Raw genomic sequence first — 16,019 nt, forward strand, 5'->3', positions numbered from 1 at the left:
GTTTTCCCCGCCCGAATACTGAACCGAACGGTCAAGAAAAAGGGAGTTCATGATGTCGCACCGTTTCACCGGCCGCACCGCCCTCGTCACCGGTGCCGGCTCCGGGATCGGCCGGGCCGTCGCCCTGGCCCTCGCCGCCGAGGGCGCCCGGGTCGTCGTCGCCGGGCGGCGGCAGGAGCCCCTGGCGGAGACCGTCCGGCTGATCGAGGAACAGGGCGGCAAGGCCCTCGCCGTGTCCGCCGACGTCTCCCGCGCGGCCGACGCCGAGGCACTGGTGCGGGCCGCCGTGGAGCACTTCGGCTCGCTGGACGTCGCCGTCAACAACGCGGGTGTCTTCCGCGGCGGCCGGCCGCTCGCGGACCTGCCGGAGGAGGACTGGCACGAGCAGCTCGCGATCAACGTCACCGGCGTCCACCTGGCCCTCCAGGCCCAGATCCGGCAGATGCGCACCCAGCCGGCGGGCGGCGCGATCGTGAACGTCTCCTCCACCTTCGGCCGGCACGCCTCCTCCCCCGGCGCCGCCGCCTACTCCGCGACCAAGGCCGCCGTGACCGCCCTCAGCCGGGGCGCCGCCCTGGACCACATCCAGGACGGCGTCCGGATCAACGTGGTCAGTCCCGGCGCCACCGAGACCTCCATGTCCCTGCGGCCGGGCGAGACGGAGGCGGAGCGGACCGAACGCGCCCGGGCCACCCTCCCGCTCGGCCGGATCTCCACCACCCGGGAGGTCGCCGCCGCCGTCCTGTACCTGGCCTCCGACGACGCGGCCTCGGTCGTGGGCACGGACCTGGTCGTGGACAGCGGCGCCACGGCCTGACCCCGGGCCCGCCGGCCCGGGCCGCCTGCCCCTTCCCGTCCCCCGTCAGTCGATCCCGGACCGTTCCACCCCCGCCACGATCCACCGCTGGAAGCACAGGAACACCAGCAGCAGGGGCAGGATCGACACGGCCGCCGCGACGAACAGCTCGTGCAGCCGGACGACCTGGGCGGTGGTGTACGAGGACAGGACCACCTGCACCGTCCAGGCGCTCTGGTCCTGCCCGATCACCAGCGGCCACAGGAAGGAGTTCCACGCGCCGAGGAACACGATGGTCCCGACGGCCGCGAACACGGGCCGCGCGTTCGGCACGACGACCAGCCAGTACGTCCGCCAGTACCCCAGTCCGTCGATCTGCGCCGCGTCCTCCAGCTCCCGCGGGAAACCGAGGAAGTACTGCCGGAAGACGAAGCAGGCGAACGCGGAGAACAGGGTCGGCACGATCAGCCCGCGCAGCGTGGAGACCCAGCCCAGCGACGACACCAGCACGAAGCTCGGCACGAAGGTGACGGCCGCCGGGACCAACAGGGTCCCCAGGATGCCGTAGAAGACCTTGTTCGCGTGCCGGTACGGGATGCGGGCGAGCCCGTAACCGGCGAGGGAGGCCAGGAGCAGGGTGCCGAGGGTGGTGGCGACGGCGATCAGCGCGGAGTTGAGCAGGGAGCGGGCGAAGGGCACGGAGGAGTCCCCGAACACCTCACGCACGTTCGACCACCGCACCTGGCGCGGCAGGAGGCTCCACTCGGCGGAGGTGATGTCCCGGTCGGCGGCCAGCCCGTTGCGCACCAGCAGCCAGAAGGGGATCAGGAACAGGAGTGCGAGGGCGATCAGCAGCACCAGCCGCAGCGCCCGCCCGACCCGCACCGGGCCGTCACCCATCGCCCTCCCTCCTGCCCAGCCCGAGCCAGCGCGCCTGCGCCACCGTGACGACGGCGACGACCAGCGCGAGGATCACCGCGCCCGCGCTGCCGAGCCCCAGGTTCTGTCCCTGTCCGAGGGCGGTGTAGTAGAGGTAGACGAGCGGTGGCCGGGCGTACGGCGGATAGCCGCGGGCGTCGGACAGCAGGTTGTAGAACTCGTCGAAGGCCTGGAAGGCGTTGACGACGAGCAGCAGCACCACGGCGACCGAGGTGGCCCGCAGCTGCGGCAGCGTGATGTGCCGCAGCACCGTCCAGCCGGGCCGGGCCCCGTCCACGGCCGCCGCCTCGTACAGCACCGGGTCGATCCGCTGCAGCCCCGCGAGGAAGAGAATCATGTAGAACCCGGCTTGCAGCCACAGTCGTACGGTCACGACGACCAGCCAGTACCAGGGCGGATCCGTGCCGGCCAGCCAGGCGACGGGCTCGCCCCCGAACCAGCCCAGCACGGTGTTGGCCAGCCCGGACCGCACCCCGTTGAAGATCGACATCTTCCAGATCAGCGCGGCGACGACGTAGCTGCACGCGGCCGGGAGGAAGAACACGGACCGGAAGAAGGCCCGGGCCCGCCGGACCCGGTTGACCATCAGGGCGAGGGAGAGGGAGAAGACGTAGGTGGCGGGCACGATGAAGGCGGTGAAGACGACAAAGGTCTCCAGGCTGCCGACGAACGCGTCGTCCCGCAGCACGGCCGCGTAGTTGCCGAGACCGACGAAGTGCGTGGGCGTGACGGTGTTGTGCGCGTCGAAGAAACCGAGTGCCACGCTCCACAGCAGCGGTACGTAGGTGAACAGGGCGAGCCCGAGCGCGAACGGCCCGACGAACACCCAGAACCAGAGCGCCCTGGTGCGCCTCATCGCTTCCTCGTCACCCGGGCCAGCTCCTCCGACACCTTCCGTACGACCCCCCGCACCTCACGTTCGGGGCTCGCCCCGCCCTGGATGATCCGGCTGAGCGCGTCCTGGTAGGCGGTCTGGGCGGCCGGGGTCCACAGCAGGGGCTGGGCATGGCCGTGTTCGGTGGCGAACCGCACGGCGTCGGCGGCGGGACCGGTACGGAGGCGGCGGGCTCTCCTGGCGAGCGAGACCCGGGCCGGGATGTGGAACCCGTAGTCCAGCGCGAAGTCCTGCTGGAGGTCGGTCCGCTCCACCCACAGCCACTTCACGTACTCCTTGGCGACCTCCTTGTGCCTGCTCCGCGCACTGACGGCGGCCCCGTAGGCCCCCACCGGCACGGAGGGCCGGCCGCCCACGCCGTCCCCGGGAAAGGGGAGCACCCCGAAATCGTCCCCGAGCTCCTCCCGCACCCGGGGCAGCGCCCACAGCCCGGACCACTGCATGGCGGTCAGCCCCTGGAGGAAGGCGGACGGGTCGGCCCAGTCGCTGGGCGCGCCGAGGAGGAGGGACTTGTCGGCGTAGAGCCGGTGCAGCTTGCCGAGGGTGCGGGCGGCGGCGGGTTCGTCGAAGCCGACCCCGCCGTCCTCGGTGACGAGCCGAAGCCCGGCCGCGTACAGCGGAGTCCCCCCGAGCACCCCCGCTCCCCCGTCGTTCCCCAGGAACAGCCCCTTGACCGTGCCCCTGGTGAGCGCGCGGGCGGCATCGAGGAGGGCGTCGAGACTGACGGGCGGCTCGACCCCGGCTTCCCTGAGCAGACTCTTCCGGTAGTAGAGCATCTGCGTGTCGATGACCTGCGGAATGCCGTACACCCTCCCGCGGTACGTCTTGGGCCCGAGCACGGCCGGGTTGAAGTCCCCCTTCACCCCCTCCACCAACGCGCTCAGGTCGAGGACCTGCCCGCCCTGGATCTGGTCGAGGGTCGGCCCGTCGACCTCGAACACGTCGGGCCCGGAGTCGGTGAGCAGCGCGGCGGCGGTCTGCTGGTCGTAGTTCCCGGGCCGCCACTGCACGGAGACCCGCGCCTTCGTGAAGGCGGCGGCATACCGCCGGACGGCCTGCTCGGTACCGGCCTCACCGTACTGGTGGTACCACTGCACGAGCCCGCTGCCCGAACTCCCGCCGCCGCGCCCGGTGTTCGACCCGCATGCGGCGAGCAACCCGGCTCCCGCGGCCAGCAGACCCCTGCGACTGACACTCCCCATCGTGCGCCCCCTGACGTCCGTCGTCATCGATGCACGGCCCAACGATCAGCGGTGGGCGACGATTACGGAAGACGAGTTGTGGCCGTTGCGGACAGCGATGGCGGACGCGCCGGAGGGGCGACACCCCCCGCACCGGGATGTCGCCCCTCCTCTTTCGTGCGCCGGGGCCGCCGCCGATCGGTGAGGGTCGGGGACCGGCGGCGGCTCCGGGGTTCGGGAGGTCAGCGGTGGTCGCTGCCCTCCGACTGGGTGGCCGCGCGGCCGGCTTCGAGGCGGGCGACCGGGATGCGGAACGGGGAGCAGGAGACGTAGTCCAGACCCACCTCGTGGAAGAAGTGGACCGACTCCGGGTCACCGCCGTGCTCGCCGCAGACGCCGAGCTTGAGGTCGGGGCGGGTGCGGCGGCCGGCCTCCGCGGCCGCCTTCACCAGGGAGCCGACGCCGTCCTTGTCGATCGTCTCGAACGGGGAGACGCCGAAGATGCCCTTCTCCAGGTAGGCGGTGAAGAAGCTGGCCTCGACGTCGTCGCGGCTGAAGCCCCACACCGTCTGCGTCAGGTCGTTCGTGCCGAAGGAGAAGAACTCCGCCGCCTCCGCGATCTGGCCCGCCGTCAGGGCCGCCCGCGGAAGCTCGATCATCGTGCCGATCGCCAGCTTCAGCTTCGCACCCGTCGCCGCCTCGACCTCCGCGATGACCTGGTCAGCCTCCTCGCGGACGATCTCCAGCTCCTGGACCGTGCCGACGAGCGGGATCATGATCTCGGCGCGCGGGTCGCCCTTGGCGTTCTTGCGCTCGGCCGCGGCCTCCGCGATGGCGCGGACCTGCATCGTGAACAGGCCGGGGATGACCAGGCCGAGGCGGACACCGCGCAGGCCCAGCATCGGGTTCTGCTCGTGCAGGCGGTGGACCGCCTGGAGCAGGCGCAGGTCGTTCTCGTGCGGCTCCTGACGGGACTCGGCCAGGGCCACGCGGACCGAGAGTTCCGTGATGTCCGGGAGGAACTCGTGCAGCGGCGGGTCCAGGAGACGGATCGTCACCGGGAGGCCGTCCATCGCCTCGAAGAGTTCGACGAAGTCCTTCTTCTGCAGGGGCAGCAGCTCCCGCAGGGCGGCCTCGCGCTCCTCCTCCGTGTCGGCGAGGATCAGCTTCTCGACCATCTCGCGGCGCTCGCCGAGGAACATGTGCTCCGTGCGGCACAGGCCGATGCCCTGGGCGCCGAAACGGCGGGCCCGCAGCGCGTCCTCGGCGTTGTCCGCGTTGGCGCGCACCCGCAGGCGGCGCTTGCGGTCGGCGAAGGCCATCATCCGGTGGACCGCCTCGACCAGCTCGTCCGCGTCGTCCGCGCCCGGGTGCATCCGGCCCTCGAAGTACTCCACGACGGGGGACGGGACCACCGGGACCTCGCCCAGGTAGACCTTGCCCGAGGAGCCGTCGATGGAGATCAGGTCGCCCTCCTCCACCACGTGTCCGCCGGGGACCGTCATACGGCGGCGCTTGGTGTCGACCTCCAGCTCCTCCGCGCCGCAGACACAGGTCTTGCCCATGCCCCGGGCGACCACGGCGGCGTGGGAGGTCTTGCCGCCGCGCGAGGTGAGGATGCCCTCGGCCGCGATCATGCCGTCCAGGTCGTCCGGGTTCGTCTCACGGCGGACCAGGATGACCTTCTCGCCCGAGCGGGACCACTTGACCGCCGTGTACGAGTCGAAGACCGCCTTGCCGACCGCGGCGCCCGGCGAGGCCGCGATGCCCCGGGCGACCTGCTCGACCTTCGCCTGCTCGTCGAAGCGAGGGAACATCAGCTGGGCGAGCTGGGCGCCGGTGACGCGCTGCAGCGCCTCCGTCTCGTCGATCAGGCCCTGGTCGACCAGCTGGGTGGCGATGCGGAAGGCCGCGCCGGCGGTGCGCTTGCCGACCCGGGTCTGGAGCATCCACAGCTGACCGCGCTCGATCGTGAACTCGATGTCGCAGAGGTCCTTGTAGTGGTTCTCCAGCGTCTCCATGATCTGCATGAGCTGGTCGTACGACTTCTTGTCGATCTGCTCCAGCTCCGCGAGCGGGACGGTGTTGCGGATGCCCGCGACCACGTCCTCGCCCTGCGCGTTCTGCAGGTAGTCGCCGTAGACGCCCTGGTGGCCCGAGGCGGGGTCACGGGTGAACGCGACACCGGTGCCGGAGTCGGGGCCCAGGTTGCCGAAGACCATCGAGCAGACGTTGACGGCCGTGCCCAGGTCGTGCGGGATGCGCTCCTGGCGGCGGTACAGCTTGGCGCGGTCGCCGTTCCAGGAGTCGAAGACCGCCTTGATGGCGAGGTCCATCTGCTCGCGCGGGTCCTGCGGGAAGTCCCGGCCGGCCTCCTTCTTGACGATCTTCTTGAAGGTGGTGACCAGCTTCTTCAGGTCGGCGGCCTCCAGGTCGGTGTCGACCGTGACCTTCTTGGCGGCCTTGGCCTTGTCGAGGGCCTCCTCGAAGAGGTCGCCGTCGACGCCGAGGACGGTCTTGCCGAACATCTGGATGAGGCGGCGGTAGGAGTCCCAGGCGAACCGCTCGTCGCCGGCCTGGGCGGCGAGGCCCTGCACGGACTTGTCCGAGAGGCCGATGTTCAGGACGGTGTCCATCATGCCGGGCATGGAGAACTTGGCGCCGGAGCGGACGGAGACGAGCAGCGGGTCGTCGGCCTGGCCGAGCTTCTTGCCCATCTTCGCTTCGAGGGCGTCGAGATGCGCGGTCACCTCGTCACGCAGTGCCGCGGGCTCCTCACCGCTCTCCAGGTAGACCTTGCAGGCCTCCGTGGTGATCGTGAAGCCGGGAGGGACCGGCAGACCGAGGTTGGTCATCTCGGCGAGATTGGCACCCTTGCCGCCGAGGAGGTCCTTGAGGTCCTTGTTGCCCTCGGTGAAGTCGTAAACGAACTTCGCTACGTGGGGTTCTTTGTTTTCCGACACGGGTCTCGACTCCTTGAGGCCACGGTGGCTGCCCTGACGGCCAGGAACATACCCAGATCGAAGGTTCCTGGGTACGTCCACTTGCGCGTCATGCGCCCGTAACCACTCGTCCGCCAGCGGATCGAAAGTCAAAGCTTGGCAAGCGAAGCCAGCCGTATGTTTTCACTTCTTGAAGACAAGCGCGCCCACAGGTGCGGTTTTCCGCTCAGATGAGCGGACTCCAGCACGACTGATTTCGGTCGATGAACGATCAAGGGGTGGCACCGAGTGCCACCCCTTGAGGAAGTGCAGTCGTGCTCGATTCGCTCATCTGAGCGCGACCCTTATCAAGGGTGGCGAGAATCACGCTGCCACAGACCGCCCCGTTTCACCATGCGGACCCTCCCGCGGACCGGTTCCAGGACCGGAACACGGGCGTCAGACGCCCATCTCCGACAACCGCTCCTCCGCCCGGTCCGGCGCGTACAGGTGCTCCACCACCAGCGCGCCCGCGCCGACCAGCCCGGCCCGGTCGCCGAGCCGGGAGGTGACGACGTCCAGGTGGGCCGTGGAGCGGGGCAGCGCCCGCTGGTAGAGCAGCTCGCGCACCCCGGTCAGGAAGGGCGTACCGGCCAGGTCGCCCGCGATCATCAGCACGCCCGGGTTGAGCAGGGTCACCACCGTCGCCAGCACGTCCCCGACCGTGCGCCCGGCCTCCCGGGCCAGCGCGGCGGCCTCCGGGTGCCCGGCGGCCAGCAGGTCCCGCACATCCGAGCCGGAGGCGGCCGGCACCCCGGACGCGGCCAGCCGCCGGGCCACGGCGCCGCCGCTCGCGACCGCCGCGAGACAGCCGTACGACCCGCACCGGCACAGCGCGTCGGCACCGACGCGGATGTGCCCGATGTCGCCGGCGCCGCCGTCGACGCCCCGGTAGATCGAGCCGTCCACGACCACCCCGGCGCCGATGCCCGTGGACACCTTCACCAGCACGAAGGCCGTGCAGTCGGGGTGCCCGGTGCGCTGCTCGCCGTAGGCCATGAGGTTGGCGTCGTTGTCGACCAGGACCGGGACCGCGGGCGCGCCGGTGTGCTCGGTGAAGGCACGGGAGAGCCTGCCCGTTATGTCGTAGCCGTCCCAGCCCGGCATGATCGGCGGCTGGACCACGCGGCCGCTCTCGCTGTCCACCGGGCCCGGCACCGCGAGCCCGATCCCGCAGACCTCCCCGCCCCGGTGCCCGGTCTTGGCCAGCAACTCGGCGAACCAGCGGCCGAGTTCGCCGAGGACGGCGTCCGGGCCGTCCTCGACCACCAGCGTGCCGCCGTGTTCGGCGAGGATCTCCCCGGTCAGGGAGAGCACGGCCGCACGGGCGTGCCGGGTGTCCAGGTCGGCGGCGAGGACCACCGCGTGCGAGTCGTCGAACTCCAGGGTGATGGAGGGGCGTCCGCCGAGCGGTGACCCGACCGGGCCGCCGGCGCCCTCGCGCAGCCAGCCCGCCCGGAACAGCCGGTCCAGGCGCTGGCCGACGGTGGCCCGGGAGAGCCCGGTCGCCTGCTGGAGCGCGCCACGCGTCACCGCCCGCCCGCTGCGCACCAGTTCGAGCAGATCGCCGGCCCCGGCCTGGTTTCCGCCCTTGCCGGTCCTTCCCGGACGTCCCGTCATGCGCACCCCCTTGTGTTCCTCAAGCCTGCATTACATAGTGGGTTTTGCGTGTTAAATAGACGTAACCCTACGGTGGCCGCCGCCAAACCCGGCCGGCCGGACGTCTTCGGGGAGCCCCGAGTGGATCGCACTGCCCAGCTCACTGCCCGTCCCACGAAGCGAGAGATCGCATACGATCCACCGGCCGCACCGGCGACCACGGCGTCCCTGCACGTCAGAGCCGCCGCGGTGCTGGAGGCGAACTGGACCGGCGGCTCGACCGTGCCGTCCCGGAACCTGTACCCGCACCAGTGGTCCTGGGACTCGGCGTTCGTCGCCATCGGGCTGCGGCACATCTCCCCGCTGCGGGCCCAGACGGAGCTGGAGACGCTGCTCGCGGCCCAGTGGGCCGACGGCCGGGTCCCGCACATCGTGTTCAACCCCTCCGTCCCGCTCGACGCGTACTTCCCGAGCCCCGACTTCTGGCGCTCCTCCACCGCCGGGCGCACCGCGGGCGCCCCGCGCACCGTACAGACCTCCGGCATCGTGCAGCCACCCGTGCACGCGCTGGCCGCCTGGCTGGTCCACCGCGCCGACCCGGAGCTGTCCCGGAGCCGCGGCTTCCTGGCCCGCCTGTACCCGCGGCTGGCCGCCTGGCACCGGTACCTGCTGCACCGGCGGGACCTGGGCGGCGGCGGACTCGCGTCCGTGGTCCATCCGTGGGAGCAGGGCATGGACAACAGCCCCTGCTGGGACGCCCCGCTGGCCCGGATCGCCCCGGCCCCGGCCCGCTCCTTCCGGCGCGCCGACCTTCACCACGGCGCCGCCGAGGACCGGCCGACGGACCTGGACTACGGGCGGTACGTGCGGCTGGCCGCCGACTACCGGGACGGTGGATACGCCGACGGGACCGGGCGGTTCGCCGTGGAGGACCCGGCGTTCAACGCGCTCCTCATCGCCTCCGAGCACGCCCTCGCCCGGATCGCCGGGGAGCTGGGCGCGGCCGGCTCGGCCCGGCACGCGCGCGCCGAACGGCTGACGGCGGCCCTGGTGGAACGGCTGTGGGACGCGGAGGCCGGGATGTTCCTGTGCCGGGACCTGCGGGGCGCGGGCCCGGTTTTCGAGCGCAGCGTCTCCGGCCTGGTCCCGCTGCTGCTGCCCGGACTGCCCCGGGACATCGCCGCCGCGCTCGTCCGCACCCTGACGGGCCCGCACTTCGCGCTCGGCGGCCGCACCCGGCTGCCGGCGAGCTACGACCTCCTCGGCGAGGCCTTCGACCCGCACCGCTACTGGCGCGGACCGGCCTGGTTCAACACCGCTTGGCTGCTGGAGCGGGGACTGCGCACCCACGGCGAGCGGGAGCGGGCCGACGCCCTGCGGGAGGCGGTGCTGGACCTCGCCGCCGCCACCGGTTTCGCCGAGTACGTCGACCCGTTCACCGGCGAGGCCTGCGGCGCCACCGGCTTCAGCTGGACGGCGGCCCTCGCGCTCGACCTGCACCACCAGCGGCCCGCACCGCCGAAGCGTCAAGAGCGGGCCCCCCAGCGTCAACGGCCGGACAAGAACTCACAAGGCTTGGACAAGAGCCCACAAAGAGACGTACCCCCCACGGACAGCGCACCGTTCGACAGGAGTGACAGAGGAGGGGACCGGGGATGACGGACCGGCATCATCTGCTCGTGCACGGCGCCACCTTCGCCGCCGTGGGCGACCGTGGCGACATCAGCGGGGTGCGAGGCGGCGGCACCCCGGACGGGCTGTTCGTCCGGGACGCCCGGCACCTCAGCCGCTGGCAGCTCACCGTCGACGGCGCGGTGCCCGAGGTGCTCACCCCGGTCACGGACGGGGACGCGGCCCGCTGCGTCCTCGTCCCGCGCGGCGGCCGGCAGGAGCCCCCGGCCCACACCCTGTTCCGGGAACAGGCCGTGGGCGACAGCTCGTTCGTGGAATCGGTCAAGGTGACCAGCAACCGGCCGGTGCCCACCACCGTCCGGCTCGCGCTCACCGTCGACGCCGACTTCACCGACCAGTTCGAACTCCGCTCCGACCACCGCACCTACATAAAGGCCGGCGCCGTACGCTCCCGCGAGGTCCTCGACGACGGCATCGAGTTCACCTACCGGCGCGCGGAGTGGCGCTCCTGTACGACGATCACCGCCGACCCGGCCCCCGACGCCGTGGAGGAGACCGGCACCGGCGCCCGCCGCCTGGTGTGGAGCCTCGACCTCGACCCGCACGGCACCACCGAGCTGCTGCTGCGGGTGATCGCCCGCCCGCACGGCGAGAAGCGCGCCCTGCGCGTGCCCCGCGACCCCGCCGCCGTGCACGGGCAACTCCTCGACCGGGAAGCCGAGTTCATGGAGGGCGTGGCCTTCCCGACCGGCTGGCCGGAGCTGTCCGCCGCCTGCGCCCGGGGCCTCGCCGACCTCGCGGCGCTCCAGGTACCGGCCACCGGACCGGACGGCGAGGAGCTGCGCGTACCGGCGGCGGGCGCGCCCTGGTTCCTCACCCTGCTGGGCCGCGACGCGCTCCTCACCTCCCTGTTCGCCCTGCCGTACCGCCCCGGGCTGGCCGCCGCCACCCTGCCCGCGCTCGCCGCCACCCAGGCCACCGGCACCGGCGGCGCCCCGGTCGCCCAGCCCGGCAAGATCGTGCACGAGGTACGGCACGGCGAGCTGGCCCACTTCGGCCAGGTGCCCTTCCGCCGCTACTACGGCTCGGTCGACGCCACCCCGCTCTTCCTGGTCCTGCTCGGCGCCTACGTCGAACAGACCGGCGACACGGACCTGGCCCGCCGCCTGGAGCCGCACGCCCGCGCGGCGATCGGCTGGATGCTGGACCACGGCGGCCTCACCTCGCGCGGCTACCTCGTCTACCGTGCCGACGAGGGCGGCCTCGCCAACCAGAACTGGAAGGACTCCCCTGGCGCGATCTGCTGCGCCGACGGCACCCGGCCCACCGGCGCGGTGATGGCGGCGGGCGCCCAGGGCTACGCCTACGACGCGCTGCGCCGCACGGCGGGGGTGGCGCGGTCGGTGTGGGCGGACGAGACGTACGCCGCGTTACTGGAGCAGGCGGCGGCCGACCTCCGGGACCGCTTCCAGCGGGACTTCTGGATGCGGGAGCAGTCCTTCCCGGCGCTGGCGCTGGACGACCGGGGCCGGCAGATCGACGCGCTGGCCTCCGACGCGGGACACCTGCTGTGGTCGGGGCTGCTGGACAAGGAGTACGGCGAGGTGGTGGGCCGACGGCTGCTGGAGCCGGACTTCTTCTCCGGATGGGGCGTCCGCACGGTCGCCGCCGGACAGCCGGCGTACCACCCGCTCTCCTACCACCGCGGCTCGGTCTGGCCGCACGACAACGCCCTGATCGCCCTGGGGCTCGCCCGGTACGGGCTGCACGACGAGGCCCGCACGGTCGCCCACGCGCTGGTCGACGCGGCGACGAGGGGCGGGCACCGACTGCCGGAGGTCCTGGCGGGCTACGGCCGCACCCCCCAGGGCTCGCCGGTGCCGTACCCGCACGCGTGCGGCAGGGAGGCCCGGTCGGCGGCGGCACCCCTGGCGCTGCTGACGGCGGTGGGAGGCGCCTGAGGTGCCGGGGGATTGACCAGCTGTTTGCCCGGCCGTCCTGAACGGTGGTTTCCCGCGGGCCGTACGGGAGGGCATGAGTGCGCTCCAGTCAGCCGAGGAGACCGTCCCCGACGAGGTCACCGCGCCCGTGTCCAGGCAGCGCTGGCGGGAGCGGTACCCCACCGCCGTTCAGGCCCTGTCCGTCACCGTCACCGTCCTCGCCGCCGCCCTCGTCGTCGCCGCGCTGGTGATGCCCGCCACGGTGGTCCGGCTGGGGCCCGCGAAGTTCTTCCGCATACCCGCGGAAGCGGTCATCGGGGCCGCCGTCCTGCTCGCGCTGCCGCGGCGGCCCCGGGTGGTGGTGGCGGCGGTGTCCGGGGTGCTGCTCGGGATCATGACCGTGCTGAACGCGCTGGACATGGGGTTCAACCAGTACCTCGGCCGCGATTTCAACGTCGTACTGGACTGGAGCCTGTTCGGCGACGCGGAGTCGTACCTGGAGGACTCCCTGGGCCGTACGACCACGATCGCCGCGGTGGCCGGGGTGATCGCCCTGATCCTGCTGCTGTGCGTGCTGCTGGCCCTGTCCGTGGTCCGGCTGGGCAACCTCCTCGCCCGCCACCCCCAGGCCGCGACGCGGGGCACGCTGGTCGCCGGGGTCGTCTGGATCACCTGTTCCTCCCTCGGCCTCCAGATGGCCGGTGTGCCGCTCGCCTCCGACCGCACCGCGACCGCGCTGAAGGCACAGGCCCGCCGGGTCTCGGACACGCTGGAGGACGAGGCCGAGTTCGAGAAGGTGGCCCGGGTCGACGCGTTCGGGAACACGCCCGGCAGCCAGCTGGTCCCCGATCTGCGCGGCAAGGACGTGGTCTTCACCTTCATCGAGAGCTACGGCCGGAGCGCGATCGAGGACCCGGTCATGGCGCCCGGCGTCGACCGGACCCTCGACATCCGCACCAAGGCCCTGGCCAAGGCCGGCTTCCACGCCAAGAGCGGCTGGCTGACCTCGGCGACCTACGGCGGCAGCAGCTGGCTCGGTCACTCCACCACCATGTCGGGCCTGTGGATCAGCAACCAGCAGCGCTACCGCACGGTCATGGCCAGCGACCACCTCAGCCTGACGGAGGCGTTCCGGAAGACCGGCGCGTTCGACACGGTCGGGGTCATGCCGGGGGTGCAGAAGGGGTGGCCGGAGCAGAAGTGGTACGGCCTGGACAAGGTGTACAACGCCTTCCAGCTCGGCTACCGGGGCCCCAAGTTCAGCTGGTCGACCATGCCCGACCAGTACGCGCTCCAGCAGTACCAGGAACGGGTGCACAGCAAGCCGCCGGCCAAGGGCAGGTCGCGGATGTCCCTGCTCATCCTGACCTCCAGCCACCAGCCCTGGGCGCCCATCCCGAAGATGGTCGGCTGGGACCGGCTCGGCGACGGCTCCGTCTTCAAGGGCATCGAGGCGGCGGGCAACAAGGCGGAGGACGTCATCGCCGACAGCACCAGGTCCCGGGAGGAGTACGGCAAGTCGATCCAGTACTCGGTCACCGCGCTGACCGAGTGGCTGGAGCGCTACGGCACCAAGGACACCGTCCTGGTCTTCCTCGGCGACCACCAGCCCATCGCGCGCGTCAGCGGCAACCACGCCAGCCGCGACGTCCCGGTGTCGATCGTCGCCAAGGACCCGAAGCTGCTCGACCACATCGCCGACTGGAACTGGACGGACGGCCTCCGCCCCGCCCACGACGCCCCGGTCTGGAAGATGAGCTCCTTCCGCGACCGCTTCCTGCGGGCTTACGGCTCTGCTCCGCATCCGAGGAAGGGCTGACGGTCACCCGCCCGACGTGTCGAGTTCGGCGTCCTCCGTGACGCCCGCGCAGTCGTACGGGTCCTTCAGCCAGCCGTCCGGCAGCACCACCCGGTTGTTGCCGGACGTACGCCCGCGCGGGCCCTCCGCGCCGGACGGCCACGGCTGGTCCAGGTCCAGTTCGTCGAGGCCGGACCGCAGCTCCTGAAGGGACGACGTGATCGCGAGCCGCTTGCGCATCTCGGAGCCGACCGCGAAGCCCTTCAGGTACCAGGCGACGTGCTTGCGGAAGTCGACCACGCCCTTGGACTCGTCGCCGCTCCACTCACCGAGCAGCGTGGCGTGCCGGACCATGACGTCGGCGACCTCCCGCAGGGTCGGCCGTACGTAGTCCTCGGTACGCCCCTCGAACCCGGCCACCAGGTCCGCGAACAGCCACGGCCGGCCCAGGCAGCCACGGCCGACCACGACCCCGTCGCAGCCGGTCTCCCGCACCATGCGCAGCGCGTCCTCGGCCGACCAGATGTCGCCGTTGCCGAGCACGGGGATCTCCGGCACGTGCTCCTTCAGCCGGGCGATGGCGTCCCAGTCGGCGGTGCCGCCGTAGTGCTGGGCGGCCGTACGACCGTGCAGGGCGATGGCCGTCACGCCCTCCTCCACGGCGATGCGGCCGGCGTCCAGGTAGGTGATGTGGTCGTCGTCGATGCCCTTGCGCATCTTCATGGTGACGGGAAGGTCACCGGCACCGCTCACGGCCTCCCTGAGGATGGCCCGCAGCAGGTTCCGCTTGTACGGCAGCGCCGAGCCGCCGCCCTTGCGCGTGACCTTGGGCACCGGGCAGCCGAAGTTCAGGTCGATGTGGTCGGCCAGGCCCTCCTCCGCGATCATGCGGACGGCCTTGCCGACGGTCGCGGGGTCGACGCCGTACAGCTGGATCGAGCGCGGCTGCTCGCTCGCGTCGAACCTGATCAGCTGCATGGTCTTCTCGTTGCGTTCGACCAGCGCCCGGGTGGTGATCATCTCGCTGACGAACAGGCCCTTGCCGCCGCTGAACTCCCGGCACAGGGTGCGGAAGGGCGCGTTGGTGATCCCCGCCATGGGTGCGAGCACGACGGGCGGCGTCACGGCGTGCGGTCCGATGGAGAGCGGGTGGGTCATCGTCAGGGCTCCGGGACGGATCTACGGCGGCAGGGGCAAGGCTCCATTGTCCCTCACCCGGCCGGGCGCTCGTCCGGCAGCTCGGCCAGCCGCTCCAGCCGCTCCTCGCTCTCCTCGTCCGCGGGCAGGTAGGCGACCACCCGGTGGGCCGGGGCCTGCGGGGCCAGCCACATGTTCCGGTGCTCCAGCCGGACCAGCCCGACCACCGGGTGCCGGTACCGCTTGACGTGCGGGGACATCGGCGCCACCTCGTGCCGTTCCCACAGCTCGCGGAACTCGGCGGAGACCCCGAGGAGCCGGTTCAGCTGCTGCTTCCACGCGGGCTCGGCCACATGCTCGGCCATGGCCGCCCGGTACTTGGCGATGAGGTCCCGCAGCATCTCGTCCCGGTCCAGGAAGTCCCGCCGCCAGCGCTCGCTGGTGGTCAGCAGCCACAGGCAGTTCCGGTCGGCCGGGGGCAGCACGGCGGGGTCGCCGAAGAGCTGGGCGAAGGGGCGGTTGGCGGCGAGGACGTCGTAGCGGGCGTTCTGGAGGGAGGCCGGGTAGGGGGCGAGGCGTTGAACGACCTTCAGCGCGGTCTTCGACGCGACCGGGCACTCGGCCTCGGTGCGCGGGTCGGCGGTCCCGGCGAGGGCGAACAGGTGGGCGCGCTCGGTGGGGTCCATGAGCAGGGCGCGGGCGACGGCGTCCAGTACCTGCGCGGAGACGTGGGCGGCCCGCGCCTGCTCGATCCACGTGTACCAGGTGACGCCGACCGCGGAGAGCTGGGCGACCTCCTCGCGGCGCAGCCCGGGGGTACGGCGGCGGGGGCCGCGGGGCAGGCCCACCTGCTCCGGGGTGATCCGCTCGCGCCGGCTGCGCAGGAAGGCGGCCAGTTCCCGCCGCCGGATCACGGTGGTCCGCTCGGCGGGCGCCGGCCTCACCCCGGTCGTCCCGGACGCCCGCGGCACCTCGGACGGCTCAGGCGTCCGGGCCGCCCACGGCTCCTGCTCGGCTGTCTCGTCGGTCCCCTCGGTCTGCTCGGGCGCTGCGGTGGTCATGGCACCAGGGTGCCGTCCGGTCGTCACCCCGTTCCAGTTGGTGCCGGTACCTGGACAACC

Annotated in this window: 11 protein-coding genes; 4 read left to right on the forward strand and 7 right to left on the reverse strand. The window is 72.1% G+C overall.

Annotated elements, in window-relative coordinates; translation table 11 throughout:
* Positions 1–49 precede the first annotated feature (49 nt).
* On the forward strand, positions 50–817 hold the full coding sequence (locus IEZ20_RS01185) for an SDR family NAD(P)-dependent oxidoreductase (protein ID WP_189294165.1): 768 nt from the start codon (positions 50–52) through the stop codon (positions 815–817).
* Between the two features lie 45 nt (positions 818–862).
* Here the strand turns inward: IEZ20_RS01185 and IEZ20_RS01190 are convergent, their stop codons facing one another.
* The 5 genes from IEZ20_RS01190 to IEZ20_RS01210 form a co-directional block, all read right to left on the reverse strand.
* Entirely contained in the window at positions 863–1,696 is an 834-nt protein-coding gene (locus IEZ20_RS01190) for a carbohydrate ABC transporter permease (protein ID WP_189294166.1), read from the reverse strand.
* Positions 1,689–2,591 carry a carbohydrate ABC transporter permease gene (locus IEZ20_RS01195; RefSeq protein ID WP_189294167.1) on the reverse strand — a complete coding sequence of 301 codons (903 nt, stop codon included), beginning with the start codon at positions 2,589–2,591 and terminating at the stop codon, positions 1,689–1,691. Before IEZ20_RS01195 ends, IEZ20_RS01190 begins: the two co-directional genes overlap by 8 nt.
* Positions 2,588–3,832, reverse strand: a complete 1,245-nt coding sequence (locus IEZ20_RS01200; RefSeq protein WP_189294168.1) for an ABC transporter substrate-binding protein — start codon at positions 3,830–3,832, stop codon at positions 2,588–2,590. Before IEZ20_RS01200 ends, IEZ20_RS01195 begins: the two co-directional genes overlap by 4 nt.
* A 221-nt stretch (positions 3,833–4,053) precedes the next feature.
* Complete coding sequence (gene ppdK, locus IEZ20_RS01205; protein WP_189294169.1) at positions 4,054–6,774, reverse strand: pyruvate, phosphate dikinase; 2,721 nt, start codon at positions 6,772–6,774, stop codon at positions 4,054–4,056.
* Positions 6,775–7,191: 417 nt separating this feature from the next.
* On the reverse strand, positions 7,192–8,412 hold the full coding sequence (locus IEZ20_RS01210) for an ROK family transcriptional regulator (protein WP_189294170.1): 1,221 nt from the start codon (positions 8,410–8,412) through the stop codon (positions 7,192–7,194).
* A gap of 120 nt (positions 8,413–8,532) precedes the next feature.
* Between IEZ20_RS01210 and IEZ20_RS01215 the strand changes: the two genes are divergently transcribed.
* The 3 genes from IEZ20_RS01215 to IEZ20_RS01225 all read left to right on the forward strand — a co-directional run bounded on the left by IEZ20_RS01215 (position 8,533) and on the right by IEZ20_RS01225 (position 13,782).
* Positions 8,533–10,050, forward strand: coding sequence for an MGH1-like glycoside hydrolase domain-containing protein (locus IEZ20_RS01215; protein WP_189294171.1), 1,518 nt, complete (start codon positions 8,533–8,535; stop codon positions 10,048–10,050).
* On the forward strand, positions 10,047–11,984 hold the full coding sequence (locus tag IEZ20_RS01220; RefSeq protein ID WP_189294172.1) for an amylo-alpha-1,6-glucosidase: 1,938 nt from the start codon (positions 10,047–10,049) through the stop codon (positions 11,982–11,984). The genes IEZ20_RS01215 and IEZ20_RS01220 overlap by 4 nt, the downstream gene beginning before the upstream one ends.
* A gap of 73 nt (positions 11,985–12,057) precedes the next feature.
* Positions 12,058–13,782 (forward strand): alkaline phosphatase family protein, encoded by a 1,725-nt coding sequence (locus IEZ20_RS01225; protein ID WP_229895830.1) that lies wholly within the window; start codon positions 12,058–12,060, stop codon positions 13,780–13,782.
* A gap of 3 nt (positions 13,783–13,785) precedes the next feature.
* Here the strand turns inward: IEZ20_RS01225 and dusB are convergent, their stop codons facing one another.
* Together dusB and IEZ20_RS01235 are read right to left on the reverse strand one after the other, a co-directional pair.
* Positions 13,786–14,919, reverse strand: coding sequence for a tRNA dihydrouridine synthase DusB (gene dusB / locus IEZ20_RS01230; protein WP_189294173.1), 1,134 nt, complete (start codon positions 14,917–14,919; stop codon positions 13,786–13,788).
* 53 nt (positions 14,920–14,972) lie between these two features.
* On the reverse strand, positions 14,973–15,959 hold the full coding sequence (locus tag IEZ20_RS01235; protein ID WP_189294174.1) for a helix-turn-helix transcriptional regulator: 987 nt from the start codon (positions 15,957–15,959) through the stop codon (positions 14,973–14,975).
* Positions 15,960–16,019 lie beyond the last annotated feature (60 nt).

The sequence above is a fragment of the Streptomyces cinerochromogenes genome (assembly GCF_014648635.1).
GTDB classification, from domain to species: domain Bacteria; phylum Actinomycetota; class Actinomycetes; order Streptomycetales; family Streptomycetaceae; genus Streptomyces; species Streptomyces cinerochromogenes.

Coding starts and splice junctions, on each gene's coding strand:
- IEZ20_RS01185 (WP_189294165.1), top strand. CDS start 50: ATGATGTCGCACCGTTTCACCGGCCGCACCGCCCTCGTCACCGGTGCC.
- IEZ20_RS01190 (WP_189294166.1), bottom strand. CDS start 1,696: ATGGGTGACGGCCCGGTGCGGGTCGGGCGGGCGCTGCGGCTGGTGCTG.
- IEZ20_RS01195 (WP_189294167.1), bottom strand. CDS start 2,591: ATGAGGCGCACCAGGGCGCTCTGGTTCTGGGTGTTCGTCGGGCCGTTC.
- IEZ20_RS01200 (WP_189294168.1), bottom strand. CDS start 3,832: ATGGGGAGTGTCAGTCGCAGGGGTCTGCTGGCCGCGGGAGCCGGGTTG.
- IEZ20_RS01210 (WP_189294170.1), bottom strand. CDS start 8,412: ATGACGGGACGTCCGGGAAGGACCGGCAAGGGCGGAAACCAGGCCGGG.
- IEZ20_RS01220 (WP_189294172.1), top strand. CDS start 10,047: ATGACGGACCGGCATCATCTGCTCGTGCACGGCGCCACCTTCGCCGCC.
- IEZ20_RS01225 (WP_229895830.1), top strand. CDS start 12,058: ATGAGTGCGCTCCAGTCAGCCGAGGAGACCGTCCCCGACGAGGTCACC.
- dusB (WP_189294173.1), bottom strand. CDS start 14,919: ATGACCCACCCGCTCTCCATCGGACCGCACGCCGTGACGCCGCCCGTC.
- IEZ20_RS01235 (WP_189294174.1), bottom strand. CDS start 15,959: ATGACCACCGCAGCGCCCGAGCAGACCGAGGGGACCGACGAGACAGCC.